Annotated in this window: 26 protein-coding genes and 1 tRNA gene; 16 read left to right on the top strand and 11 right to left on the bottom strand. The window is 55.6% G+C overall.

The genetic code is table 11. From position 1 onward, the window contains the following. Positions 1-9 precede the first annotated feature (9 nt). A complete protein-coding gene (locus tag NQ490_RS07385) occupies positions 10-954 on the top strand; it encodes a L,D-transpeptidase (protein WP_187118486.1) in 945 nt (314 codons plus the stop codon). A 377-nt stretch (positions 955-1,331) separates the two neighbouring features. On the opposite strand, the gene NQ490_RS07380 is transcribed toward NQ490_RS07385, so the two are convergent. The 3 genes from NQ490_RS07380 to ftsH all read right to left on the bottom strand — a co-directional run bounded on the left by NQ490_RS07380 (position 1,332) and on the right by ftsH (position 5,166). After that, positions 1,332-2,891, bottom strand: coding sequence for a hypothetical protein (locus tag NQ490_RS07380; RefSeq protein ID WP_040918704.1), 1,560 nt, complete (start codon positions 2,889-2,891; stop codon positions 1,332-1,334). A 62-nt stretch (positions 2,892-2,953) separates the two neighbouring features. After that, positions 2,954-3,193, bottom strand: a complete 240-nt coding sequence (locus NQ490_RS07375) for a phosphopantetheine-binding protein (RefSeq protein WP_007048407.1) — start codon at positions 3,191-3,193, stop codon at positions 2,954-2,956. Between the two features lie 92 nt (positions 3,194-3,285). Next, entirely contained in the window at positions 3,286-5,166 is a 1,881-nt protein-coding gene (gene ftsH, locus NQ490_RS07370; RefSeq protein ID WP_007048408.1) for an ATP-dependent zinc metalloprotease FtsH, read from the bottom strand. Between the two features lie 63 nt (positions 5,167-5,229). Between ftsH and NQ490_RS07365 the strand changes: the two genes are divergently transcribed. Both NQ490_RS07365 and NQ490_RS07360 read left to right on the top strand, forming a co-directional pair. Then, the gene (locus NQ490_RS07365) at positions 5,230-5,517 is read left to right on the top strand and encodes a hypothetical protein (protein ID WP_147644585.1); all 288 of its coding nucleotides are present in this window, start codon (positions 5,230-5,232) and stop codon (positions 5,515-5,517) included. Positions 5,518-5,612: 95 nt separating this feature from the next. Further along, positions 5,613-6,002, top strand: coding sequence for a winged helix-turn-helix domain-containing protein (locus NQ490_RS07360; protein WP_007048410.1), 390 nt, complete (start codon positions 5,613-5,615; stop codon positions 6,000-6,002). Here NQ490_RS07360 and NQ490_RS07355 read toward each other — a convergent pair. Next, on the bottom strand, positions 5,980-7,218 hold the full coding sequence (locus NQ490_RS07355; RefSeq protein WP_007048411.1) for a glycoside hydrolase family 10 protein: 1,239 nt from the start codon (positions 7,216-7,218) through the stop codon (positions 5,980-5,982). The two genes, NQ490_RS07360 and NQ490_RS07355, sit on opposite strands and share 23 nt — an antisense overlap. A gap of 280 nt (positions 7,219-7,498) precedes the next feature. Here NQ490_RS07355 and NQ490_RS07350 point away from each other — a divergent pair. After that, a tRNA-Ile gene (locus NQ490_RS07350) sits at positions 7,499-7,575 on the top strand. A gap of 48 nt (positions 7,576-7,623) precedes the next feature. Here the strand turns inward: NQ490_RS07350 and NQ490_RS07345 are convergent. From NQ490_RS07345 to NQ490_RS07335, 3 genes are all read right to left on the bottom strand, one after another. Then, positions 7,624-8,811 (bottom strand): site-specific integrase, encoded by a 1,188-nt coding sequence (locus tag NQ490_RS07345; protein ID WP_007048412.1) that lies wholly within the window; start codon positions 8,809-8,811, stop codon positions 7,624-7,626. 114 nt (positions 8,812-8,925) lie between these two features. Continuing rightward, positions 8,926-9,675, bottom strand: a complete 750-nt coding sequence (gene srtB / locus NQ490_RS07340; RefSeq protein WP_007048413.1) for a class B sortase — start codon at positions 9,673-9,675, stop codon at positions 8,926-8,928. Between the two features lie 98 nt (positions 9,676-9,773). Then, complete coding sequence (locus NQ490_RS07335) at positions 9,774-10,319, bottom strand: LPXTG cell wall anchor domain-containing protein (RefSeq protein ID WP_040918707.1); 546 nt, start codon at positions 10,317-10,319, stop codon at positions 9,774-9,776. A gap of 78 nt (positions 10,320-10,397) precedes the next feature. Between NQ490_RS07335 and NQ490_RS07330 the strand changes: the two genes are divergently transcribed. Together NQ490_RS07330 and NQ490_RS07325 are read left to right on the top strand one after the other, a co-directional pair. Continuing rightward, the gene (locus NQ490_RS07330) at positions 10,398-10,814 is read left to right on the top strand and encodes a BTAD domain-containing putative transcriptional regulator (protein ID WP_040918709.1); all 417 of its coding nucleotides are present in this window, start codon (positions 10,398-10,400) and stop codon (positions 10,812-10,814) included. A 423-nt stretch (positions 10,815-11,237) separates the two neighbouring features. Beyond that, on the top strand, positions 11,238-11,708 hold the full coding sequence (locus NQ490_RS07325) for an RNA polymerase sigma factor (RefSeq protein WP_040918711.1): 471 nt from the start codon (positions 11,238-11,240) through the stop codon (positions 11,706-11,708). Positions 11,709-11,867: 159 nt separating this feature from the next. Here NQ490_RS07325 and NQ490_RS07320 read toward each other — a convergent pair whose 3' ends face one another. The 4 genes from NQ490_RS07320 to NQ490_RS07305 all read right to left on the bottom strand — a co-directional run bounded on the left by NQ490_RS07320 (position 11,868) and on the right by NQ490_RS07305 (position 15,235). Continuing rightward, entirely contained in the window at positions 11,868-12,317 is a 450-nt protein-coding gene (locus NQ490_RS07320; protein ID WP_007048418.1) for a hypothetical protein, read from the bottom strand. Positions 12,318-12,336: 19 nt separating this feature from the next. Beyond that, positions 12,337-13,788: a response regulator transcription factor gene (locus NQ490_RS07315; protein ID WP_147644586.1), complete on the bottom strand. Its 1,452-nt coding sequence runs from the start codon at positions 13,786-13,788 to the stop codon at positions 12,337-12,339. A 291-nt stretch (positions 13,789-14,079) separates the two neighbouring features. After that, positions 14,080-14,595 carry a hypothetical protein gene (locus NQ490_RS07310; RefSeq protein WP_040918713.1) on the bottom strand — a complete coding sequence of 172 codons (516 nt, stop codon included), beginning with the start codon at positions 14,593-14,595 and terminating at the stop codon, positions 14,080-14,082. A 400-nt stretch (positions 14,596-14,995) separates the two neighbouring features. Beyond that, positions 14,996-15,235, bottom strand: a complete 240-nt coding sequence (locus NQ490_RS07305) for a hypothetical protein (RefSeq protein ID WP_147644587.1) — start codon at positions 15,233-15,235, stop codon at positions 14,996-14,998. A 50-nt stretch (positions 15,236-15,285) separates the two neighbouring features. Between NQ490_RS07305 and NQ490_RS07300 the strand changes: the two genes are divergently transcribed. The 10 genes from NQ490_RS07300 to NQ490_RS07255 all read left to right on the top strand — a co-directional run bounded on the left by NQ490_RS07300 (position 15,286) and on the right by NQ490_RS07255 (position 24,684). Continuing rightward, complete coding sequence (locus tag NQ490_RS07300; protein WP_147644588.1) at positions 15,286-15,624, top strand: hypothetical protein; 339 nt, start codon at positions 15,286-15,288, stop codon at positions 15,622-15,624. A 184-nt stretch (positions 15,625-15,808) separates the two neighbouring features. Then, a complete protein-coding gene (locus NQ490_RS07295; RefSeq protein ID WP_007048424.1) occupies positions 15,809-16,348 on the top strand; it encodes an FHA domain-containing protein in 540 nt (179 codons plus the stop codon). Between the two features lie 3 nt (positions 16,349-16,351). After that, positions 16,352-17,284 carry a PP2C family protein-serine/threonine phosphatase gene (locus tag NQ490_RS07290; RefSeq protein ID WP_007048425.1) on the top strand — a complete coding sequence of 311 codons (933 nt, stop codon included), beginning with the start codon at positions 16,352-16,354 and terminating at the stop codon, positions 17,282-17,284. Continuing rightward, a complete protein-coding gene (locus NQ490_RS07285) occupies positions 17,284-18,609 on the top strand; it encodes a trypsin-like peptidase domain-containing protein (RefSeq protein WP_007048426.1) in 1,326 nt (441 codons plus the stop codon). The genes NQ490_RS07290 and NQ490_RS07285 overlap by 1 nt, the downstream gene beginning before the upstream one ends. A gap of 6 nt (positions 18,610-18,615) precedes the next feature. Further along, on the top strand, positions 18,616-18,942 hold the full coding sequence (locus tag NQ490_RS07280; protein ID WP_007048427.1) for a hypothetical protein: 327 nt from the start codon (positions 18,616-18,618) through the stop codon (positions 18,940-18,942). Between the two features lie 113 nt (positions 18,943-19,055). Continuing rightward, positions 19,056-19,454: a hypothetical protein gene (locus NQ490_RS07275; RefSeq protein ID WP_040918716.1), complete on the top strand. Its 399-nt coding sequence runs from the start codon at positions 19,056-19,058 to the stop codon at positions 19,452-19,454. A 64-nt stretch (positions 19,455-19,518) separates the two neighbouring features. Beyond that, positions 19,519-21,780 carry a serine/threonine protein kinase gene (locus tag NQ490_RS07270; protein ID WP_007048429.1) on the top strand — a complete coding sequence of 754 codons (2,262 nt, stop codon included), beginning with the start codon at positions 19,519-19,521 and terminating at the stop codon, positions 21,778-21,780. Positions 21,781-21,869: 89 nt separating this feature from the next. Further along, positions 21,870-22,313 carry a DUF3592 domain-containing protein gene (locus tag NQ490_RS07265; RefSeq protein ID WP_007048430.1) on the top strand — a complete coding sequence of 148 codons (444 nt, stop codon included), beginning with the start codon at positions 21,870-21,872 and terminating at the stop codon, positions 22,311-22,313. Positions 22,314-22,390: 77 nt separating this feature from the next. After that, on the top strand, positions 22,391-22,525 hold the full coding sequence (locus tag NQ490_RS07260) for a hypothetical protein (RefSeq protein ID WP_007048431.1): 135 nt from the start codon (positions 22,391-22,393) through the stop codon (positions 22,523-22,525). Further along, entirely contained in the window at positions 22,522-24,684 is a 2,163-nt protein-coding gene (locus NQ490_RS07255) for a serine/threonine protein kinase (protein ID WP_007048432.1), read from the top strand. Before NQ490_RS07260 ends, NQ490_RS07255 begins: the two co-directional genes overlap by 4 nt. The last annotated feature ends 26 nt before the right edge of the window (positions 24,685-24,710 follow it).

Here is a 24,710-nt window from a genome sequence, read left to right as displayed (position 1 = left end):
ATGGACACTATGACGATACTACGCCGAATTTTGCCGTTGATACTGGCCGTGACGATGTTGGCGGGCTGTTCCCGCAAGGCGAAGGAACCGGAACCCACGGCCACGCCGGCGGCAACGGCGACGCCGACGCCGGCGCCCACCGAAACGCCGGAGAGTGCGCTGGTGATGGCAACGGCCTCCACCAACGCCACCAAGGACGCGCCCAAGGTCACCGATCCCACCACCTGGGACGAGGCGGGCAGGACGCTGATGGAATCCCTGGCGGCGCAGTTTGCCGACGACGGCATGACGCTGGACGCCCAGGAGGGGTTCCCCTATCTGCTGGCGGTGAACCGTGCGGCCAGCACGGTGACGGTGTACACGGCGGATGAGGAGAACCGGTACACGGTGCCGTTCATGGCGATGGTGTGCAGCGGCGGGGAGGACACGCCCACGGGGTACTGGACCACGCCGGTGAACTACGACTGGCGGCTGCTGATGGGTCCCAGCTACGGGCAGTACGCCACCCGGATCTACGGGGGGTATCTGTTCCACAGCGTGCCCTATTACAGCCAGCACAAGGACGACGTGGAGTACGACGAGTTCAACGAGCTGGGCACGCTGGCCAGCCTGGGCTGCATCCGGCTGGCGGTGGTGGACGTGAAGTGGATCTATGACAACTGTCCCATCGGCACGCCGGTGGTGATCTACGACGACGCCGAGAACCCGGGGCCCATGGGCAAGCCGGGGACGATCTACACCGACCCCAAGGACGAGAGCAAACGGGGCTGGGATCCCACCGACCCGGACCCGGCCAATCCCTGGGACGACAGCTACCTGACGGGCACGGCCATCCGCAGCCAGGAGGCCTGGGATCAGTGGGACGCTGAACACGAGAACTGGATGTCCAGCCTGACCCCCACCGACCTCCAGGGCTGGAGCACCGATTCCAGCATTGTAGGCACCAGAGGATAACCGTCCTTTCTTTATAAAGAAAGGACCAAAGAAATTTTAACCAAAAAGGCATGGTCATACGACCATGCCTTTTTTGTATAAAAACAAACCTGTATTTTGGTTGTAGGGCGGGGATTCATCCCCGCCGTGGGAATGGGCGATTGCCGTTGCTTTTCCGGCGGGGTCAAGACCCCGCCCTACCGTTATTTCAGATACAAGAATATCACGGGCTAAATAGTTGGAGTTTCTTTGCCTGCTTTCTCTGTGCCGCGGCGTAAGGGCGAGCCGCCCTTTTGCCGCAGCGCGTGATCCACGGGCAAATATTTGGAGTTTCTTTGCCTACTTTCTTTGCAAAGAAAGTAGGGGCAAAGAAAGTAGGGGCAAAGAAAGTAGGTTTCTCATTCCGCCAGGGTAATATAATACACCGGGCAGCGGGCCACGTCGGTGAGGAGGGTGGCCGACCGGATGTCCAGCACGCTTTCCGCCAGATCCAGCAGCTCACCGGCGTCGTAGATGTACCCGTAGAGCACAAACCCGCCCGAAAGATCCCGGCTCGCCACCGCATCGGCCAGGCTTTCCGCCTCGTCGCCGCAGTGGGCCTGGTAGACGGCCTCCCGCTGGGCGAACTCCGGCAGGAACAGGTCGGGGGCCACATCGTAGCCCGCCTTGTTCAGCACCACGGCGGGCAGGGAAGCGGTGTCCGCCAGGGCGGGGGCGCGGCCGGCGTACTGGGTGTAGAGGTAATCGTTGCCCACCGTCAGATGGGCTGCCAGCACCGGCACCAGCACCACCAGGGCCATCAGCGGCTCCCACCTGGGATAGAGCCGCGCCAGCCGGGCCAGCACCAGGGCGGCGGCCAGGATCAGCGGCCCGTAGAGCAGCACATAGTAGCGGTCGGCCTCAAAGGGGGCGGCCTTGTCGATGGCGATGATGTAGAACAGCCCCGCCGCCGCCAGCATACAGGCGAAAAGCCCCATGCCCCGGGGACGGCAGCCCGCTTTCCAGAGGAGCGCCGCCGCCAGCAGCACCAGCAGCGCCCAGAGTACGGCGCCGCCGAACTGGGCGCCCAGCAGGTTGAGCACCCGGCCCACGCTGGCAGCCCAGTCCGAGAGGGTGCTCAGGTCAAAGAAGCTGCCCAGGGCCTGCTGGCCGCGGGAGCCCGAGAAGATGTGCTGTTTCATGGTGGGGAATGCGAGATAGGCCAGCCCCAGGCCGCCGAATTCAGCCACCACATAGCAGGCGGCGGTCTTCCAGCGGCGGGTGCAGAGCAGCCACAGGCCAAACAGCCCGCAGAAGAAGAAGCAGAACACCAGGAAGAAATACTGGGTCAGCGCCCCGGCGAAGGTGGCGGCGGCCAGTCCCAGGAAGACCCAGCGGGGGGTCTGCCGGGCCAGCAGTTGGCGGTAGAGGGTCAGATGGGCCAGCACCAGCAGCACCGTTTCCAGCATGAGGAGGGCGTACATCCGGGTAAAGACCGCCATGCCCTGGGTTCCCACGTTGAGCAGAAAGACCGCTGCCGCCACCCAGGACACCCAGAACCGGCCGGTCATGCGGCGGGCGGCCCAGTAGAGGGCGAAGGTCGCCCCCAGGATGCAGAGGAAGTTGGGCAGAAGGCCCGCCCAGGGCAGCGGCAGGCCGGGGAAGAGACACTCGAAGGTGTAGACCACACAGTAGTAGAGCGGCGGATGGACGTCGATCTTCTGGTTGTTCCAGGGGATGGCGTAGTCAAAGGCGTGGTCCGGGTGGAGGGCGCTTGCAAAGAGGCTGCCCTCCTGCCAGGTATCCAGGTAGCCGTCCTGAAGGGCGTAGAATCCCCCGGGATAGTTGGTCAGCTCGTAGGTATACAGCTCGTCCACATGGTAGCCCTGCTTGCGGGAAGCGTAGACCAGCATCAGGGCCAGTCCCGCGGCCAGCAGCAGCACCAGCGCCAGCAGATACCGTTTTTTCCGTTGTGCCATACCCTTATCCTTCCTGTACACAGCAAAAAGGCCCGCCCTGTAGGGGGCGGGCCGCTTTGTTTTTACATCTCGGCGTTTTCAGCCAGGTCAACGGCAAAGCGCCACAGTTCGCCGACCGTCATATCCACGTTCAGCTCGCTCTCGTCGATCTCGACGCCCAGCGCCTCGCCCAGTCCCCAGGCCAGTTCCACCATGTCCTCATGGTCGGCGCCCAGGTCGCTGAGCGCTACGCCGCGCTTCAGTTCCGCTGTGTCACAGCTGAACTGTTCGGCCAAAAGCTCCTGCAGTTCCTCGAACGTCACTCTGTGTTCCCCCTCTCACTGGGAAGTTTTCTTTTATGATACAGGGCGGCACCCCATTCGTCAAGGGGTTGCAAGGGTATAAAAGCACAAAATTACTGGCTTTCTTTTGTGGAATCTGTCGGATTGGGGGCCGGTAATTGCGGCTGAGCGTTCAAAATCCGCATGAATTCCTCGCCGGAGATGGTTTCTTTTTCATACAAATATTGAGCGATTTCATCCAGTTTGCGCTTGTTGTCGGCCAGCAGATCCAGGGCCTTGCGGTGGGCTTCCTTGACCAGCTCCACCACCTTGGCGTCCACCGCCGCGGCGGTCTGCTGGCTGCAGGCCAGGCTGGCGTCGCCGCCCAGGTAGGCGTTGTTCACCGTCTCCAGGGCCACCATGTCGAAGTCGTCGGTCATGCCGTAGCGGGTGACCGCCGCCCGGGCCAGCTTGGTGGCCTGCTCGATGTCGTTGGAGGCGCCGGTGGTGATGGAGTGGAAGATCAGCTCCTCCGCCGCCCGGCCGCCGGTGAGGGTGGCGATCTTGTTGAGGATCTCCTCGCGGGTCATGAGGGTATGGTCGCCCTCATCCACCTGCATGGTGAAGCCCAGGGCGCCCGAGGTACGGGGCACGATGGTGATCTTCTGCACGGGGGCGCTGTGGGTCTGGAGGGCCGCCACCAGGGCGTGGCCCACCTCGTGATAGGCGACGATGCACTTTTCCTTGTCGTTCAAAATCTTGTTTTTCTTCTGGGCGCCCGCCAGGATGGTGTCCACGGCCTCCTGGAGGTCGAACTGGGTCACAGCCTTGCGGCGGTGGCGCACGGCGCAGAGGGCCGCCTCGTTGATGATGTTGGCCAGCTCGGCGCCGGAGGCACCGGGGGTCATCCGGGCCACGATGGCAAAGTCGCAGTCGGGGCCCAGTTTGACCTTCTTGGCGTGGAGGCGCAGGATGCTCTCCCGGCCTTTCAGGTCGGGGAGCTCCACCGGCACGCGGCGGTCAAACCGGCCGGGACGGGTCAGGGCCGGGTCCAGGGACTCGGGACGGTTGGTGGCGGCCAGGATCACCACGCCCTTGGTGGCGTCGAAGCCGTCCATCTCGGTGAGCAGCTGGTTCAGCGTCTGTTCCCGCTCGTCGTTGCCGCCGATGGAACCGGCGCCGTCCCGCTTCTTGCCGATGGTATCGATCTCGTCGATGAAGACGATGCAGGGGGCCTTCTCGGCGGCCTGCTTGAAGAGGTCACGCACCTTGGAGGCACCCATGCCCACGAACATCTCCACGAACTCGCTGCCCGCGATGGAGAAGAAGGGCACGCCCGCCTCACCGGCCACGGCCCGGGCCAGCAGCGTCTTGCCGGTACCCGGAGGGCCTACCAGCAGCACGCCCTTGGGCATCTTGGCGCCGATGTCCTCGTATTTCTTGGGGTTGTGCAGGAAATCCACGATCTCCTGCAGACTTTCCTTGGCTTCGTCCTCGCCGGCCACGTCCTGGAACTTGATGCCGGTCTTGTCGTCCACCACATACTGCTTGGCCCCCGACTTGCCGCCGAAGAACATGGAGTTGGCGCCGCCCATGTTCTGCATCCGCTTGGTGAGCATCCGGTTGGCCAGCCAGAACAGCACGATAAAGGGCAGGCAGCTGAGCACCAGATTCAGCAGGGAATCCCAGATGGTGGGGTTCTGGTAGACGGTGCCGAACTCCACGCCCGCATCCTCCAGACGGTTCACCAGGTCGCCGTCCTGGGCGATGGCGTTGGTCTTGTAGGACTGGTCGTTCTTGTCCACAAAGTAGATCTGCTGGTCTTCCAGCTGGACGGTGGTCAGCTCCTTGTCCTCCAGCATCTGGAGGAAGTCGCTGTAGTTGACGCTTTTGACCCCGGCCTGCATCATGGCCGGGAAGAGGAAGATGTTGCTGAGCAGCAGCAGCACCAGTACAATGGCATACCCGATCCAAAGTTTTTTCTTGGGATCTTTGGGGGGTGTCGTTTCTTTCATAGGTCATTCACTCCTTACAAGGTATAGCATGCGCCGAAATCATGAACCGCATGTGAATGGACTTTGAACGAATGGAAAAATCCGCGCAGGAATCGGGTTTTTCTGGATTTCCCCGGGGTTTTCCACACTTTCCACAGAGTTATCCACGGTGGAATGGTGGAAAACTCGGTTGAAACTGTGGAAAACCGGGTGGAAAACTGGGGAATCTTTCCGAAATCGACGGAGGTCCGCCAAAATCGGGGTGAAAAGTTTCCACCGTTCTTCACAGCCTGCAAAAAAACCGCCCGGGGAAAACCCTCCCGGGCGGTGGAAAACCAAATCTTTTTCGCAAAAATCAGACATTATTTTTAATTTTGTGTAAACATTGGCAATATTTGTAACAAGTCGGCAACATCTGTCGTTATAGTATATAGACAGAGAAAGAATATCAGAAGGAGGGCTGTCCCGTGTCCAACGCCATTGCCTTGCAGGAGACCTTTGTTACGGAATCAAAACCCAGAACCTATCCGCTGCTGCGGCGGGCAAGCCGCAAGCTGACGGAGTTCCGGTTCAAGGACCTGTTCATTGATCTGCGGGCCCACCGGGTGTTCCGGCAGGAGGAGGAGGTAGCCCTGACCCCCCGGGAGTATGCCCTGCTGGAAACGCTGGTACGCAACCGCAACATTGCCCTGACCCGCAGCCAGCTGCTCACCGACGCCTGGGGCTACGATTACATCGGGGAGAGCCGCACGGTGGATGTGCACATCAACCGGGTGCGGCGCAAGCTGGGCCTGGAGCAGGAGATCCAGACGGTGTTCAAGGTAGGCTACCGCCTCAATACCCGGGGGCTGCTGTGACCCACCGCGCCGCCAGGGCCTGACGCTCGGCGTCGGCCAGGTCGGGCCAGTCGCTGTTGGCCCAGAGGGAGGCGTACCGGTAGAGCCCTGCCCCGCCGATGCCCAGGGTTTCCAGGGCGTCCAGCTGGTCGGCCAGGGCGTGACCGCTCTGCCATTCGGCGGCGCCGGCGGTGGAGCCGTCCCCGTCGCCGATGCGGTAGGCCCCCAGTCCCACATAGAGGGCCACCCCCTCTGCCCGGGGCAGGTCCGCCCACCGGGCGGCCAGGGTGTCCAGGCTGTGGGCGGTGTCGCCGTTCTGTTCATAGGTCAGACCCCAGTAGAGCTGGGGCATGAGATAATCCACATAGCCGCCCTGTGCCAGCCACCGGGCGGCATCGCTGTATTGGCCGTCATAGCAGAGTTCCGGGTCCCCCAGGGGCGCCACTCCCAGCCGCACGCCGTACCGGGCGGTGACGCCGTGGCAGAGGCTCATGAGGGCGTTGACGTTGTCCCGCCGCCAGTCCGCCAGGGAAAGGCCGGTCTGGGCGGCGGCGTACTCCGCCGCGTCGAAGGTTGCCGAGGTGGTGGGGTAGAAATAGTCGTCGAAGTGGATGCCGTCCAGGGCGTAGTTCCGGCAGAGTTCCTCCACCCCGTCGGCGATGTACTGCCGCACGTCGGGGTTGGCGGGGTCAAGGTAGCTGCCTGTCTCGGTCTTTTTGACCCAGTCGGGATGGGTGACGGCGGGGCTTTGATCGCAGAGAGCGGGCACGCCCCCCGCCTGGAGGCGGTAGGGGTTGACCCAGGCTTCCAGTTCCAGGCCGCTGGCATGGGCGGCTTCCACCAGCAGGGCCAGGGGGTCGAAGCCGGGGTCCCGGCCTTGGATGCCGGTGCAGAGGTGGCTGAAAGGGAAGTAGTCGCTGGGATAGAGGGCATCCCCGAAGGGCCGCACCTGGGCCAGCACCACGGTGGCCCCCACCGAAGCGATGTTGTCCAGCATGGCGGCGATGTCCCGGGAGAAGGCGTCGGCGCCGGAGAAATCCACCTGCTGCCATTCCAGATAGCTGACCCAGACCGCGCGGTAGGGCGCAGTACGTTCCGGCACAGCGGTGGCAGCGGGCGTGGGGGCGGCAGTGGCGGACGGCGTGTCCGGCGAAAGGTGCTGCGGCAGCAGCAGCGGCGCCGTGGCCACCGTGAGAAGCAGCAGCACCGCTGCCAGCGCCCAACCCAAACGACCCATAGGTTCATCCCCCTTTGGCACAAGGTATGTGGGGACAGGCCAAAAAATGCCGGGGGACTTGGCAATGGGATCAAATTGTGGTATACTATTGTGTACGACTGATGCGGGCCATTAGCTCAGTTGGTCAGAGCTGGCGGCTCATAACCTGTTAGTTTAACCAAAATATCTTTTTGAAATCACGATATATCGTCATTTTATTTTGCGATACCTTCTAAAAACACCGTTTTGGCTACGGATTGGCTACGAGATGGTGTTTTAGGAGTTCAATAGTATATCTTACGGGCCAGTAGCTCAGCTGGTCAGAGCTGGCGGCTCATAACCGCTTGGTCGCGGGTTCGAACCCTGCCTGGCCCACCAAAAAGAACGTGCCTACGTCATTTTTTAACGACGAGGCACGTTCTTCTTTTATGCTCCGTACAATTCACGGCTGAGCTGGCTGCGAATTGATTCTTGGCGTTTTTTGTACTGCTGAGTGTAGATCATCAGGGTTGTACTGGGTTGGGCATGGCCTGCTTCAGCAGCTACTGTGGCAACACCAATGTCAGGGTTGGACATCAGAATGCTGACGAAAGTGTGTCGGAACATGTGGGGATGGAGATGCCGGATACCGGCTTTGTCTCCGATTCTTTTGACGATGCAAGCATAACTGTCCGGATTGAGCGGCCAACCATGATCATCGCAGATCACAAAATTGTTGCCCGCCAGCGCTCGGAGGGAATCAGGGTATTTACAGCGTTTCTTTTCGATAGAGTTTTGCCAGCTGGCTCCCATCATCTTGCGCTGACATTTCCATAATTCATAGCACCTTTTCATAAAGGTCATAAATTCAGGTGCTACGTCTATGTACCGGTCGTTGGATTCTTTGGTTGTGGTCAGTTGGTATCCAAACTCATCGAAAACCAGAAGAGATTTATACACATGAACCGTACACTGCTTGAAGTTTATATCTTCCCATGTAAGGCCCGCCAACTCACCACGTCGCATTCCGGTATTGAGGAGTGCTTGTACGATTGTCTGCTCAAGCATACTGCAATTGGGAAGATAGTTCAGTAACCGTTTTACTTCATCCTCATGCAGACAGTCCACAAAGCGGGGACGTGTTCCCCGTGCCGGAAGGGTAAACGCCGGTTGTACCGTACCGTATTGATCACTGGCAAACTGTAAAACCTGACGTGCAAACAGAGCATACTCTCGAAGGGTTTTGCGGGTCAATGTCGTTTCAGTACCTTCAATACGGAAAGCCTGTTCCAACTGAACACCCAGCGCTTTGGAAATTTCTTCTGCTGAGTGTCTTGAAACATGTTTACCACGGAAGGCTTCTGCCATTGTGTAGGCGGTTATGTCATGGCCGACAGCCAATTTGTTAAAGGACTTTGTTTTGTATTTCCTTGCTTCAGGAAGGAGAAATGCCTTTTCATGTACCCTGATGCCATCGTTATCAATTTCCTCCATGAGCCTTTTGTAATCGGCCTTGGTGATTTGGGAAACAGGTTTATCGGCAAACCAGGGGCATAGAGGAACAAGTTGCTGTGCTACTTGCCTTAACCATTCTTCCCCTTCCTTCCTCGTCAAGTCATGTTCAATTTGATCCACGAAACTATATATAGTGTTATATTATAACTATATCATACTATATATTGTTTGCAAAACTTGTCGAGTTATGGAAAAATATGGAAAACAATGTCAAGTTCTCTGTGTGATTCGCCATCAGCTGTCTTGATGCTGGATTTGTCTGCCAACCAACACAAACCGCTCATCCTGAGAGCGGTTTGTGCAGGTGGACAGAGTGATCAGCTGGTCACCGTATTGGGCTTCCACCCCAGTATCATACAGGGCGGCCCCGGAAACCTGTGCCAGATATTCCTCAAAATCAGCCTGCTGGCTTATGTCGGTGTATTCATAGTACGCAAAGCCGCTTTCTCCCTCTGTGTACACCCGGACGTAGAAGGCAGCGAACACTTCATAGGTGCCTTCTTCTTCCAGTGTATCAAACTGAATCAGGGGATGCGCCTGCCAGAAATCTTTCCTGGCGTAGTTGAGCAGATCCGCAAACATGGAGCCGTTCTTCATGTTGTGGCCATAGATGAGCCAGTTGCCGCCTCCTGCAAAACAATCGGCAGAGAGAAAGGGCACGCCGCTTTGAGAGCTGCTGCCGTCGAAGGCACGGCGCAGATAATGTTCCGGGGCATCGGGTGTAAACATGACCGGGTAGTCGATGTTGGTTCCCTCTATGGAAATCCACCCGAAAAAGTCCGGGTTTTGCTCTTTCAGCGCTTCATAAGGGGATTGCTCGGGGTTCTGGCCGTCGGCGCTTTCCGGCTGCTCCAGGGCGGCTGAGAGCCGATCAAAAGCAGCCTGCTCCTGCCTGCCCTGCACCAGAATACGGGCCAGCATAAACAAGCTGATTGCAAAGACAACGCCAAAGAAAAGGATGGCTATGCGCCGCAGAGTTTTCATGGAACCACCTCCTTGTACCAAACTGAAAATAAGACAAGAAACAAGAAACCGCCATCACACCTACCGTGTGGTGGCGGTTTCCCGTTATTTACTGTATATTACTGCTGCTTCTTGCGCTTGGCAATCGCAAGGCCGCCCAGGGCCAGACCGCTGACCAGGAGCAGTACCGTCCACAGGACGGGGTTGCTCTCGTCGCCGGTCTGCGGAACGGTGGACGCAGCGGTGGACGTTGCGCCGCTGCCGGGGGTGTAGGTGCCCTTCACGTTGCCGTAGCCGGACAGCTGCTTGGTGGATTCCACATAGCCGCAGTGGTCACAGCGGTAGCCTGCCTCGGTGGCGGTCCAGTTATGATAGCCGCAGGACGGGCAGGTGTAATAGGTGATATTGTCCGAGGGCGCCGGGGTGGCCGTGGCCGCAGGGGCGGTGGAACCACCGGAGGACGGCGTTTCGATCTTATCCCAGCCGATGACCACGGGGGAAAGCCCCTTCAGAGTGACCTGCAGGCCGCTGTCGGTTTTGGTGACGGCAGGGGTCTCGGTATTACCAGCGGTGGTGCCCAGGCGGGTGGAAGTCACGGTGAACATGTGAACCACTCGGTAGTCATAGTTATTCTTGTCAGTGCCGCTGGGATAGGGCAGGGTCACCGTGATGCCCTCGGTGGGGAAAGTAGCCTCGGTGGCATCGAACCAGTTTGTTCCGCCGTCCAGGGAATAGTGACAGATGTGGGGTTATTCGAAGAACTATGTGACAGTATCGAGATGGAGAACAATCCGAAAAAGCGGTATCGGCTGTATGAAGCTGCCGTCGGACTGTATTCCGGGAATCTTCTGCCACGGTTGTCCGATAATATTTATTTTATCCCGAGTATTACATACTATCAGGGCCTGTATTTCCGGCTCGCCGGCCGGTATATAGAACGCCAGACCGAGTGTGGCGAGTATGTCTATGCGCACAAGGCGGCCAAAGCCGCACTGGCCTTTGACCCGTTTAACAGTAGCCTGAATATGCACTTGACCATACTGCTCTACCAGCAATCGGGAGCAGGAACTGCAAATGCCTTTTATACAGGAATCAAGCGGCATCTCACGGAGGCGCATATCCAGAGGATAAAACAAACATGTCCGAATATGATTATCTGACAGCCGGAGGTGAGCCTGAAATGAGACGCGGATGAGGCCAAAAATATGTTGCAGATGAGTCGCAGACGAGTCACGAGCTGAGACGCCCGCCTGTTAGTATAGATTTCCGTAGGTTAAAAACGCCGGAAATACAGCGCAGGCGGGTGGCTGTCCATGTATGCGAACCATACAACGCAAGCCGCCTTCCGACCGGGAGGGCGGCGTTTTTTCTTATCAGGCTTACGATCAGACCTTACAGGATTTTTGCGGCCATTTTATGCCACCCCACCGAACCGCTGCGATTCAAACCGCCCCATAGTGCCGCTTTGCGCCTACAGCAATCTTGCTGTGGGCGCTTTTGCGTATCATGGCGGATTTCATTGCCGAAGTCCACCGGTCAATCGTTTTGATTCACTCAAAAACGATTGATTGGAGGACAAAGAGATGGATGACAGGCATCCAAAGAGAAGAAAGGACAAGTATAACCCCTATACCCTGTCGATGATCGACGGGAAATGTTATCTATCTTTCAGGGACGGCCAGGGCGTACCACACAGGCTGGAACTGGATGTGAAGCTCTATGCCGTGTTTGACCGGTTTGAGTTGGACGATCTCTCCTTCCTTAACGAGCAGGAGAGGCACCTTGACTGGACCGAGCTGAACGAAGAGCTGCTGAGCCGTCGTTCGGCACAGGAGCCGGCCCCGGTGGAGGACGCCGTCTATGAATCCATGCAGACGCAGGCGCTCCGGGAGGGCGTCAACCAGCTGCCGGAAGTCCAGAAAAGAAGGCTGCAGATGTATTTCTTTGACGGGCTTACCTATGAGGAGATTGCGGTGCGGGAAGGGTGCAGCTATCAGGCGGTACAGAAGTCCATAGCGGCAGCTCTGAAAAAAATCCGGAAATTTCTGAAATAGAGGGTTGAGTTTTGTGTGGAAGGGGAAAGCGAACAAATGAAGCCAAACCCGAGGCTCCCTCTCGTTTGAAAAACGAATATAAATAAACCGGGCGTTCCCTGCTTACGCGGCCTTAGCTGCATACAAGCAAGGAACACCCGGCTTTTTCGATCTGCCTTTTTACTCCATCGCTTCCCTGTATTCCGGATATGTTTCCTGAATTTTCCGCGCCAGATCCCAGATCTCCTCGTCGCCGGAAAGCACATAGGATGTTCCGCCGGCGCCATGGAACCGGTTTTCATCAAACCAGAAGAGGCAGGTATCCCCATCCGCTGTCTCAAACTCCAGGATCCGGCTGTCTGTAGAGCCGCTGAAAGCTTTGGATACAATGGTCGTTTCCCGTAATGCCTGCAGGATTTCGGAGATGATTTCTTCATCCGTCGTTTCGTAGCGTCCCAGGATGTTATCGTTGTGACGATAGGTAAGCGCGACCGGCAGCTCTTCCAGCGACTGATCCAGAAATTCCTGCTGGCTTTCGGTACAATAGGCCCGAAGCGATGTGTCTTTTGGGGAACACCCCGCCAGTACGCACAATAATACCAGCAAAACAGCAATTTTAATCCTCTTCATCCGAACCCCTTTCTGGCTGTCATGGCCTGCGCTGTTTTTCTATGTAGAGCTGGTACAATCCCATGCGTGATTTTACACCCGCTTTCTCATAGATCGCTGCGATATGCCGCTGACAGGTTCGCCGGGATAGATACAGTCCATCTGCGATCTCCTGAATACTTTCCTCTGAATTGACCAGCTTGTCAAATACTTCGGTTTCCTTGGGCGTAAGGATAAACAGCTCCGACAAAAGACGGAACGCTTCCTGAGGGTCCAGGTCTGCCGGGATATCCTTGGGGGCGCCGGATGAAACCGGCATCCAGGCAGTATAAAGATAGATGACTACGCTGACGGCCACAAACAGGACCAGTGCCAGAATGATGGACGCCATGCCATTGCTGTCAGAAACAAGCAGCGCTACAGAGGCGTTGGCAAGCAAAGCGGCGCTCACGTTATTCATGGCGCGCCCCATACCGGCCCACAGCGCTGGCGTGGGCATATGGCGGGCAAAATCCAGAAAGCTGGTGGTGAAGAATACCACAAAAAATCCAGCCGAAAGATAAAATACGATCAGGCCGATCAAAAACGGGCCGCCCAGCTTGAGTACTACCACACAGATGACGGACATCAGCATGACGCAGTACATCATCATGGTCATAAATTTCCGCTTTCGGATATCAAAAAGAAAGCCGGCAGAAAGGCCGCTTACCGCCAGCAAAAGCCGCGGCCATTGCCCGATGTCAGTGCCTGCTGCATGATGCATGGTGACCGCGTTGTCCAGCGTGCTGAAGATACATGCCATCAGGATTACAAGCAGTGCAAGGAATCCGCCGGCGGCGATCTTCTTTCGGGTTCCCTTCCCATCCTCCTCTATGGCCTCTATGGCGGGGGACTGGGGTTCTTCCGCTTCTGCATTTTCCTGGCGGCAAAGCCTTTCTGCCTTCAGTAACAGCGCTAACGCTACAAGGGCAAAGAGTGAAAGTATCAAGGCTTCCGCAGTTTCTAGATCCACAAGATTGTTATTTAGAAACTGCAGGAAGATCCCAAGGGCATAGGAGATACCAACCATACGCGCCAGATGCGTGCGATCCTTCGCCAGTTTGAAAAACAGGTAGTGGACCGCGCTTCCCAATATCCCCAGAAACAGGAACAATGCCATTCCGGAGAGCAGAGTGGACGAATAAGAAACATGTTTTTGAACCAAAAAATTGCATACTGCCGCTGCTAGTGCAAGGATAAAAAGTCCAACGATTTGTACCCGCCTTTTCAAAAAGCGATGAAACAGCGGATAGAGCAAAAAACCGACAGCGCTTATTCCTAACGCGTAGTTTTGCGCAATCACCGTTTTTTCTTCCCCTGCCGTAAGCGAGATCATATTCACATATAGGTACTCGGCGCCAAGAAATAGAAAAGTAAAAATACCAAGCAGCAGAATCGCATAAATGGATTTTGGATTTGTGAAGCTTTTCTTTATTATTACCATACGTCCCATTCCACCCCCCTTTCTCCGCAATGGTACAATTATAAACTATTATACTATAAACGGCATGGATTTTCAACGATTTCGGTCGGTTAGAGACTTTTTTCGCTGACGTTTTTGCGGAATATACAATCCTTCCTGTTTGACCTAAACCAGGGATTCTCCTGGATAAAACCGTATATTTTTGGAGCTGCGTTCCGCATCCGGGAACTACCGGTTTTTTGCGCCCGCACATGCCGTTTTACCGCGGCCACACGGTGTAGCTGCGGTAAACAAGGAAATATCCTGAATGAGAGAAGCTGTCTAGTAGGTGATATTGTGGACGTAAAAATAAATCAGCAGGGCGCCCAGCCCAGCGCCGCTTATCAGGCTTGCCCACGTCCAGAATAAAGACAGCAGAAGCCCCAGGAAAATAAACACGCAGAACACCACGACAAAAGCGTCTCTCTGGAAGAGCATAATGAATTTGATACAGGCGATCACAACCCCTGCCATCATAACGAGAGCCCCAAGAAGGGCCAGAACAAAAACATACACACCCGCCATCTGGAGAATTGAGATCAGGACATTAAAACCAAGACCTATCCCCGCGATCAGGCTGCCTACTTTGATGAGGCTGTCACGGGAAGCGCTGAACGCGCCAAAGAAATAGGTTGCGATTAACCCGTTGGAGCCAATGAGCAGCATGTTTACAATAATGACCCATTCTGCGCTTATGTAGTACGATGTGGAAACTGCCAAGCTAATAATGGCGGTGAGGGCAGTGAGGAACCCCCCGATGGCGCCAATGAGATGGTACGGCCTGAACCTTGCATACATACGATATATCCCCTTTCTGATCCTGCGTTCCGAAAAGGCCAGCTGAAGCTTTTTGGACATTCTGTGTCCTGGCCGGCCTTCCATCATGTGAACTTTTCGTTTTTTATCATAGCAGGAAGCTGGTGTTTTTAACAGGCCGCTTTAGCGCCAAACTAAAAAAACACTGTGGCGCACCTGCGCCATTTTGAGAAACGAAGCTTTGAGCGGAAAATTGAGGCCATCCACCCTGTACAGAGTGTAATACCTCTTAAGTTTACAGGACGTAGCAGGCCGCCTGTCATGATCGGCAATCCCTTTTGCACAATCAAGGTGTTTTGGAATTTTCACACAAAAAATAGATTGGCGCAGGTGCGCCATGCGTTTTTTGATAAATTGGCGCGAAAGCGGCCTGCACAGATCCTTAAAAAAACGATACAGTAAAATCATAAAAGGACAAAAAAAGAGTTTGGATCGCCTTTGGCGTTACAGACCGAGCGGCAAAGCGATTCATGAGACCAGGACAGAAGAAAGGAGGCACGAATGAAAAAAAGAGGGTCAGCAGTACTTCTGGCCGCCGTCTGTTTGCTGGTGGGGTGTGCAGCATCAGATCCTGCGCTTCCGGCAGAAACTTCGTCCCCGACAGAGACTTCGTCCCCGGCATACCAAGGGGACTCCCTTTTTGCTTACTGTACCGAAAGGCAGCGGGAGCTTTTGGAGCTGCCCCATGAGGAACTGCCGGTGGAACTGATCTTTCACCATTGGACAGAGACGGCGGCGGACTACGAGACAAGGGACGAAACGGTGATCGCCGGGGTCTTGCAGGCGCTGCGGGATGTGTCGGTGGAATCCGAGTCACCCATCGTCTCTACAGATACCCGGGGGCTTACATTTGTGACGGCGCAAGGGGATACCTACAGTTTCTGGTTTGATAAACGCCGGTTCGAAGGGGTGGATGGCAGGTGCTATGTCCTTTCCGGGGATGAAAAGCTTTGGGAATTGGTGTGGGGGATTCGGACAGCAGACCCAGACTATCAGGATCTGATGAGATAAGCGGTATTTCCCCATGATTTCTGCGAAAAATGCGGATTGGCGCAGGTGCGCCACATAATTTTTGGGAAATTGGCGCTAAAGCGACCTGCACAAATCCTGAAAAAGGCGCTACAGTAAGAACAGTAAAAAACCAAGGATGGTTTTGGATAATCCTTAAGATTTCTTTATCAGGAGGAAAACAATTATGAGACAGTGTGACAATGGCCATTTTTACGATGAATCCAGATTCGATAGCTGCCCCTACTGCCAGGAGGGCGCCGGGGTCGGAAAGACGGTTGCGGCCGGAACGGTAGGGAAGACCGTGGCTGCTGTGCCGGGAGGCGCTGCGCCGGAAGCAGACAGAGGCAAGACGGTGGGCATTATTAAAAAGAAGATCGGTATTGATCCTGCAGTAGGATTCTTGGTCTGTGTTTCCGGTCCCCATCGCGGCGCAGATTATAAGCTGGTAGCAGGCAGAAACTTCATAGGACGGGCAGCGGCGATGGATGTGGCCCTGGCGGATGACGATACCGTGTCCAGAGAAAGCCATGCATTGGTTACATATGACGCCAAGCATAACAGCTTTTCCCTTTCTCCCGGCCAGGGCAGGGGCATCACTTACTGCAACGACGAACAGGTGGAAATGGTACGCCCCTTAAAAGCCTACGATGTGATCGAGGTGGGAAAGAGCCAGCTTCTCTTCCTGCCCCTGTGCGGCGAGCAATTCCAGTGGAATGAGGAGTAAAGGATGGAGCGTGTACTTTCATGGTTAAACCAGCCGCTGTTTCCGGATACCGTCATCCGCGTCTGGATGGCGGTTGCGGCGGGCGCAGCGCTTCTATTGGCGCTGATTCTCGCCTTTTTCCTGATACGGCGGAAGAAGAAAAAGAAGCGGGGTGATCAGGCGGTGGAAGAACCGATTACGGAACGTCCGGAACCGCTGCCGGAACTGGAGCTTGCCAACCTACAGGGCGTTGGCAGCCGGGAAGAACAGCAGGACGCTTTCGGCATCTCCCGTATGGATCGTTATGAGGAAGACGGGCTGCTTGCTGTGCTGTGCGACGGCATGGGCGGTATGGCGGAGGGCGGCATGATCGCTGCGGAAACTGCCTCCCAGCTGATGGGAATCTTTCCCTGGACAGATGACAGCGATGTGCCCGGCTGGGTATACCAGCGAAGCGCCAGAGTCTATCAGCAGTTTCGCGGGCACGGGGGGACTACCCTGGTGGCGGCCCTGCTCAAAGAGAATCGCCTCTCCTTCTGGTGCGTAGGCGACAGCGATCTGTTCCTGCTCAGGGAAAACAAACTCTATGGGTTAAATGCCCGGCAGGAATTTAAGAACGATTTGATTTTGAGGGCACTGGACGGGGCGTTCCCCGTGGAGGAAGCGTTTCAAGATCCTCAGGCGGGAGCCCTTTCGGAGTACATAGGAAAAGAAGAAGTAACATGCGACTATACCCGTATGCCCTTTCTTCTCCAGCCGGAGGACGCGCTGCTGCTCTGCTCGGACGGGGTGAGCGATACACTGACCTTGAAGCAGATCCGGGAAGCCATGGCGCTTCCCCCCCAGGCGTGCTGCGACAAGCTGGAGGAGGAAATCCTGGCCGCCGGAAAGCCGGGCCAGGATAACTATACGGCCATCGCATTGAAATACCATGGAAAAAATGAGGAGGAATCATAATGGAAGCGAAAAAGTCATCGGGCAAGCAGGTTGTTGCTATCCTGCTGCTGGTTATTGGCCTGGCCGCCGGCGTGTTCGGCGTATTGGGCCTGGTAGGCGGGGGCGGTACGGACCCCTATGAGGCGCGCAAGAGCGTCGTCATGGTGTACTCCTATCTCCAGCTTACCGATGGTCAGTCCGCCGGTGCCATGGGCACTGGTTTTGCCATCGGGAAACCCGGCGAACCGGTGGAATATATTGTGACCAACGGCCATGTGGTGGAATACGGCTATATGGGTCCCAAAGTATATGCGGAGCAAGTATCTTCGGCAGGCGTGCAGGTATACTTCTCTGCAGCGGAAAATGATTATGTTACAGCGGAGGTGGTCTATTATTCTGCTTCCAATGAGAAGGATATTGCGATTATCAGATTGCCGTCAAAGACGGATAAACGAGAAGCCATTCCCATCAGGGACGCAGATGATGTTGCTGTCGGCGACACCGCTTTCGCGCTGGGGTATCCGGGCGTGGCAAGCCAAAGCCAGCAATTCAACACCTACGACGAGGATGACATTACACTGACCAAGGGGATCATCAGCAAGCGCACTAAGCCGGCATGGAGCAGCTACGACGCGTTTCAGATGGATGTATATATCAATCACGGCAATTCCGGCGGCCCGTTGGTAGATGAACGGGGAAATTTGATTGGAATCAACGCTTCCGGCGCAGTGGATGAGCAGGGCAAGAGCGAAGGCGTAAACTTTGCCATTACCTCTGCGGAATTAATCAAAGCTCTGGACAGCGAAAGAATCGAATACACCATGGCAGGCGGCGGACTCTCCTGGACCCAGCCCTGGTTTGCCTATGTGTTCCTGCCCATCGGCGTGCTGGCGCTCATCGGCGGCATCATCCTGCTGGTAACGTCCCAGAAGGGCGTACAGGGGGCTCCGGCACCTGCCGGCGCTGCCGCAGGTATGGGATCTGGAAAAGCGCCTGCAAGAGGCGGCCGCGGCCCTGTGGAAAAACGGGCTGTGCTGCGCGGCGTGACAGGAAAATACTCTGGCCAGAGCTTTGACCTGTTAAAGGGCAAGGTGGTCATCGGCCGAGACCCGGCAACCTGTAACATCGTATTCGATAAAAACACGCCGGGTATCAGCGGGCGGCACTGCCAGCTAGTCTACGACCCGAATGAAGACTGCTTTATCATCACCGATCTGGGATCGTCCTACGGCACGTTCCTGGGCAACGGCAAAAAGCTGACGGCGAATGTGGCGGAAAAATTGTCGACCGGGGACACCTTCTACCTGTGCGACAACGCCAACCGGTTTGTGGTGAGCAAGGAGTAACCCGTTATGGCAGGGTATTGTTTAAAAAACGGAAGAATCCAGGAAGCGTGGGGAGAGGACGCCGCCGGCCGGGAACTGGCGGCTGTCTTCCACCTGACTGCAGACGGTGAAATGAAAGAACTCCACGAGTTCCCGGCGCTGTCGGAAGGTGAAGGGGCGCTGGCGTATGCAGGTGAGTTCTACATTGAACCCCTGGAAGTACAGATTGAATTTCTAAAAGCGGCCAATGCAGAAAAATGGCTGGAGGCGCTGCTCTTGCGGCATGTCGACCGGGTGCGGCAGGTATCGGAGGAACTCTTTGTCATAGCTGAGATAAAATCGTTTGGAGCATGAATGCAACGGACGCGATGGGGGATATTATGTTCTTTGGAGTATGTTTGTTTCTCTTCGGAATCATTTTGGCGTTCTGTCGGACTGTACGGTCAAAGCGTCGCTGCCGGAGAAGAGTGAACGCCGTCATCTGCGATGTGGACGTCAGCTGGACAGACGACGATTTCACCGATTTCTTCATTACCAACTATAAATACCATCCGGTCTACCAGTACACATTGGATGGACAGGAGTATCGGGTAGTATCCCGGGTAGAGTATTCCAAAAAGGACGAAATCAAAGTCGGTAGTTATGAGGTGCTCTTTGTGGATGAAAAGAATCCCCGGTACTTTTCCTGCCCCTCTGAGAATAGGGAACGTGTAATCAGCGCCCTTATCTGGTCTGTGCTGGGAGTTGCCTTTGCACTTTTTCCTTTAGTGGGCTGGGGCGGGTGGATCGGGCTTCTGGTGGCGCTGGGATTGCTCCTGCTGGGTGATCTGTGTTACGATGCCTGGTCCAAAAATCGGAAGGAGTGACTGTATTTTGCTATCAAAATACATCGTTTTATACTTAAAATACATTGCTTGAGGAGGTGGGAGAATGAATCCGGAACGTGTTTGTTATGGCTGTTTCGCGGAAAAAGAACCGGGGATTCCATGCCCCCGATGCGGATTTAATGAGAACGACGAGCAGCCCTATCTTGCGCTGCCCCTGGGTACGATCCTAAACGGGAGATATCTGGTAGGAAAGGTGCTTGGCATTGGCGGGTTCGGTATCACCTATCTGGGATACGACCTGACACTGGAGATCAAGGTTGCGATTAAAGAATATATGCCCTCCGCCCTGGCCACAAGGCATCCGGACCACTATAGTGTGGCGCTGACCGGACGGGTGGAGGAGGATTACCAGTACGGTATGGAGCGCTTTTTGGATGAAGCGAAGATCCTTGCCAAGCTGCAAAACACCCCGCATATCGTATCGGTGCAGAACTATTTCAAAGAGAACGGCACCGCATACTTTGTGATGGAGTACATAGACGGTATGAGCCTGAAAGCCTACCTGGCAAAAAACGGGGATAAGATCCCCTATAACCAGGCGATTGCCATTCTGCAGCCGATCATGGAAGCGCTGGTTCAGGTGCATGCGCTGAACCTCCTGCACCGGGACATCAGCCCGGACAATATCTATATCACATCCAAAGGCGAAAGCCGTCTGCTGGATTTCGGCGCGGCGCGGTTCGCACTGGGGGACGGCAAGAGCGTGTCGGTCATCTTAAAACATGGCTACGCGCCGGAGGAACAGTATTCCAGCCACGGCAATCAGGGACCGTGGACGGATGTTTACGCCATGGGCGCTACCCTGTACCGCTGCATTACCGGGCAGCTTCCGCCAGATTCGGTGGAACGGATCCATGGGGATACCATGAAAAGGCCGTCGGAGCTGGGGTTCCGTATTCCGGCTAATGTGGAAAACGCCATCATGAAAGCGTTGGCGGTAAAAACCGAGGATCGTTTCCCCAATATGGAGGCATTCATCGGGGCACTGAACGGGCGCGTTTCCGTACAGGATCAGGTGGCGGCCAGTATCAGCCAGCGCACCCAGGCTACCGCTTACAGGCAGGAAGGCTACGGGCAGATTGCCTATCAGCAGCCCGCCTATAACGGCGGGGGTGCTGCGGCAGGAAAGCCCTCTGCGTTCTCCCGGTTCCTTTCCTATATGAAAGCCAATCCGGTGGTTGCCTGGGTTTCCGGCGGTGGGCTGCTGGCGGTGATCGCCCTTTGTATTATCCTTCCTATCGCGCTTTCTGGCGGAGGGAAAAAAAGGCCGACAGGAGGGGGCGGCGGTGGGAATACGCCTGTCATCAGCCAACCGCAGACGAGTAATCCGGAACCGACAACAGACCCAGAGCCTACTACAGAACCTCCAGCGGAAATGGTGGCGCAGGATCTTGGCATCCTCAACGCTACGATTGAGATCCCGTCGGATTATACGAGGGATGAGGAGGAGACGATTTTTATCAATGAGGCTAAAGGCTGCGGTATTATGGTGGAGTATATTTGGAACATTGACGGACCCATCTACTCCCTTGCCGATGTGGAATCCCAGAGAGAAGCTATTGCCGCCAACCTGGTTTCGGGTTATCAGATCCTTGCTGCCGGACCCGATCAGGTGGGAAGCGCAGGCGCCTATCAAATCTATTTTGAAGTCACCGACAGCGAAGGCGTCTCCAACGAAGTGGTCATTATGGCGGTGGAGGGGTATGATTTCGGCTGTTATTTCATCTTCACGTACTATCCCAAGGGGGACAAAGCCGCCGAAGCGGAAATCCATTCCATTATCCAGTCCTTTAAGAGCAACGGTGCGCCGGAGACAACGTACAAGATGTACTATGGCTCTAAGAGCGGCGTCAAGGTGATTGTGGACGATGCCGTGGCAGCAGGACGCGTGATGGACACGACTGTTAACCTGGGAGAGGCCGGAGCGGCGGCCGAATTGGTTATTTACCCAACGGACGCGGCAATGGAAGCCGGCTTTGGGAGCGCTACGCCGGACAGCGGGATTGTGGAAATAGGGAATGCCGGCCAGCTGGGAATGAGCAGCCCGGAGGAGGTCTTGCAGTTTCAGAGAGACGTGGCGTCTAGCGCGGGCGTTTCCGTAGGTGAAACATACACGTCGCAGTCGGGCGGTGTGGAATGGCTGTGCATGGATTGGACCATGAATGAATTTACGTTCAGTGTTGCCTCCGCCATGATCGACGGCAAGTGTTACGCTGTTAGCTGCATGTTCAACAGCTCCAACAAAGATGCGGTTGTCGCTTTGCTTCAACAGGCCATGAAGTCCGTCCGTGCATGGGAGGGATAACCAGCATAGCTTCAGTGCCTGCCGCAGCGAAACCTGCGGCAGGCGGTTTCCCTAAAAAAGATTGGTGCGGGCGGAAAGGAGGGGGACGCATGAATTTTGCAGAGGATATTGCGTGGATTCTGATTGTATGCGCGATAGTATATCCGCTTTGCGCGATATTTTTCGTGCCTGCCCACTTTTACAAGAAAAAGACGCAGAGAGGGAGCGGCTGCACGGTTTTTCTAAAAGCGACCGTCATCGAACCGCTGAGGATTCGGATCAAGCATTCCTACCATTATTTTATGATATACCAATACGAGTATATGGGCTACGTCTATCAAAAAAACACCGGCATCGATTTGGCCTATCATCAGGCGCAGAAGAAGATCGGAACTGAGGTGGAGATTTACATTGACCCATCTGATCCGGAAAAATACTTCTGTCCCGCCGATGTCAAGATGTATCGGATGACTCAGATCTGCCTTCTGTGCTGCGGGTGGCTTTTTATTGTGGGAACGCCCATCGGCTGTTTTATATTAGAGTATTTATATTAGAGTTATAGATTGCGACGATCCAAGACGCTGGGGCCGTATTCTGTTCGGTTTGTCTGGAGGAAAGGGAGAAACAGCCCTTGATTGAGGAGATGATGAAGGTCTTTCCGTTCATTCTGGAAGAGCTGGGTATGATCGCGTTGATGGAAGTGGTTTTTCTGCTGTTGCGGGTGAAAGGCCGGGGCGCAAGTACAAAGAAGAGGAGTGAAACATGAACTTGGAACATATCTGCTATGGCTGCTTTCAGGAAAAGCCGGACGATTCCCCTGTCTGCCCCCACTGCGGGTTTAATGCGGAGGAGGAGCAGCCGTTTTTGGCGCTGCCCATGGGCGCACTGCTGAACGGCCGCTACATGACCGGAAAGGTCCTGGGCGTGGGCGGGTTCGGCATCACCTATCTGGGCTATGACCTGACGCTGGAGATTAAGGTAGCCGTCAAGGAATATATGCCCTCCGGTCTTGCTACCCGGCATTCCGATAAGTACAGCGTGGCACTGACCGGACGGGGCCAGGAGGATTATCAAAACGGCATGGAGCGCTTTTTAGAGGAAGCGCGGATCCTTGCCAAACTGCAGAATACGCCGAACATCGTGTCGGTGCAGAATTATTTTAAGGAAAACAACACGGCCTATTTCGTGATGGAATATATCGACGGCATGAGCCTGAAGGCATACGTTGCATCCCAGGGCGGGAAGATTCCCTATGACCAGGCGCTGACCATCCTGATGCCGGTGATGCAGGCGTTGACGCAGGTTCATGCCCTGAACCTGACCCACCGGGATATCAGCCCGGACAACATCTCCATTACCTCCAAGGGAGAGAGCAAGCTGCTGGATTTCGGCGCGGCCCGGTTTTCTATCGGAGATGAAAAAAGCGTGTCGGTCATCCTGAAACATGGCTACGCGCCGGAGGAGCAGTATTCCAGTAAGGGGAACCAGGGGCCGTGGACGGATGTATACGCCATGGGCGCCACCCTGTACCGCTGCGTGACCGGGGAGCTGCCGCCGGATTCCATCATGCGGGTCCATAACGATACGCTGAAAAAGCCCTCGGAGCTGGGCGTTCCCCTGCCTCCGCAGGTGGAACAGGCGATCATGAAGGCGCTCGCGGTAAAAGCGGAGGATCGTTTCTCCACCATGGGGGCCTTTATTGAAGGGATTACCGGGAAAACCCCGGCGTCTTTCCATCACCGTACCATGGCTGTGCCATCCGGTCAAACGGCTGCAGGTTCCGATGGAAAGCCGGGGCTTTGGACCAGATTCCGGCGGAGCCATATCGGGGTACAGATCACGGCGCTGGTGCTGTGCGTTGCTGTGCTGGGTCTGGGCGTCTGGGGAGCAGTAGCGGGGATCGGTGCGCTGACCGGCGGGAAAGCAGAGCCGGGTTCTTCTGACGGACCATCCGGCACTCCTTTCGACATAACAGTGCAGGAACCCGAGGGCGTAGACGATGTCGTCTTGCAGGACTACGCCCAGGAGTATCTGAATATCACCATGGGGATCCCCCAGGGGTATGCAGAAACAGAGTCCGGCAGCGGCGCCTTCGCTTCATCGGATGGGAGCGCTACCCTGCAGGTGGGATTTTACGATAAGGCTGCCGATTTTCCGGTGTATACTCTTTCTGATGTGGAGGAGAATGTTGAGAAGTATGTCCAGTATTATATCGGACTGCTGAAGAGCACCAATATCACAAAGCATGAGATCCTCAGCCGGGGTTACCGGGAGGGCAGTTCTTTGGACACCTACTTGATCCAGTTTTCTGCTACCGAAAGCGGAGGCACAACCATGGAATTTTTGGCGGCGTTCATCGAATGCCAGAATGGGTTTGGCTGCTACAATCTTATCGGCTCCTATCCTCAGGGGGATGAGAAGGCGCAGGCGGAGATATTCGCAGCAATGGATTCCTTCCAAAGCAGCGGTCCCGCAGGCACCAACAGTCAGCGGTTTTATGATGAACGGCTTCCGTTCCAATTTATCTACTGGGAGAGCGACGGAGAGATTACCTTCAACGTGGTCAATGAAAACCTGCTGCGCATGGTCAACGAGGCAGGCGACGTGCAGGTAGAAATACAGTGCAGACCATCGAGTGATCAATTTAATAAGGAAGTCTGGCTGGACGGCATAGCAGAAGTGATGGTGAACCAGCCCGGCCTCAAACGTGAGGAGGGCCGCTGGGAACATGAATCTGGCGGAATCGATTGGATTGTTGACAGATATACCTATACTTTAGATGGTCAGACGGCCTATACGGAGGTTTACGCCGGAGAAATCGACGGATATGTGTTTGCGATTACGGCATCCGCATATACTGAGGAGGCTCTTATCACCAATGGAATGATATTGGACACGACCTATACGATTCGACCTGTGAAATAGATGACAGACCCGTTTCCGGGGGAAAG

The organism is Subdoligranulum variabile (assembly GCF_025152575.1).
In the GTDB taxonomy this organism is placed as follows: Bacteria; Bacillota; Clostridia; order Oscillospirales; family Ruminococcaceae; genus Gemmiger; species Gemmiger variabilis.
The sequence above is the reverse complement of the archived record's forward strand: the minus strand, read 5'-3'. Positions and strand labels throughout refer to the sequence as shown.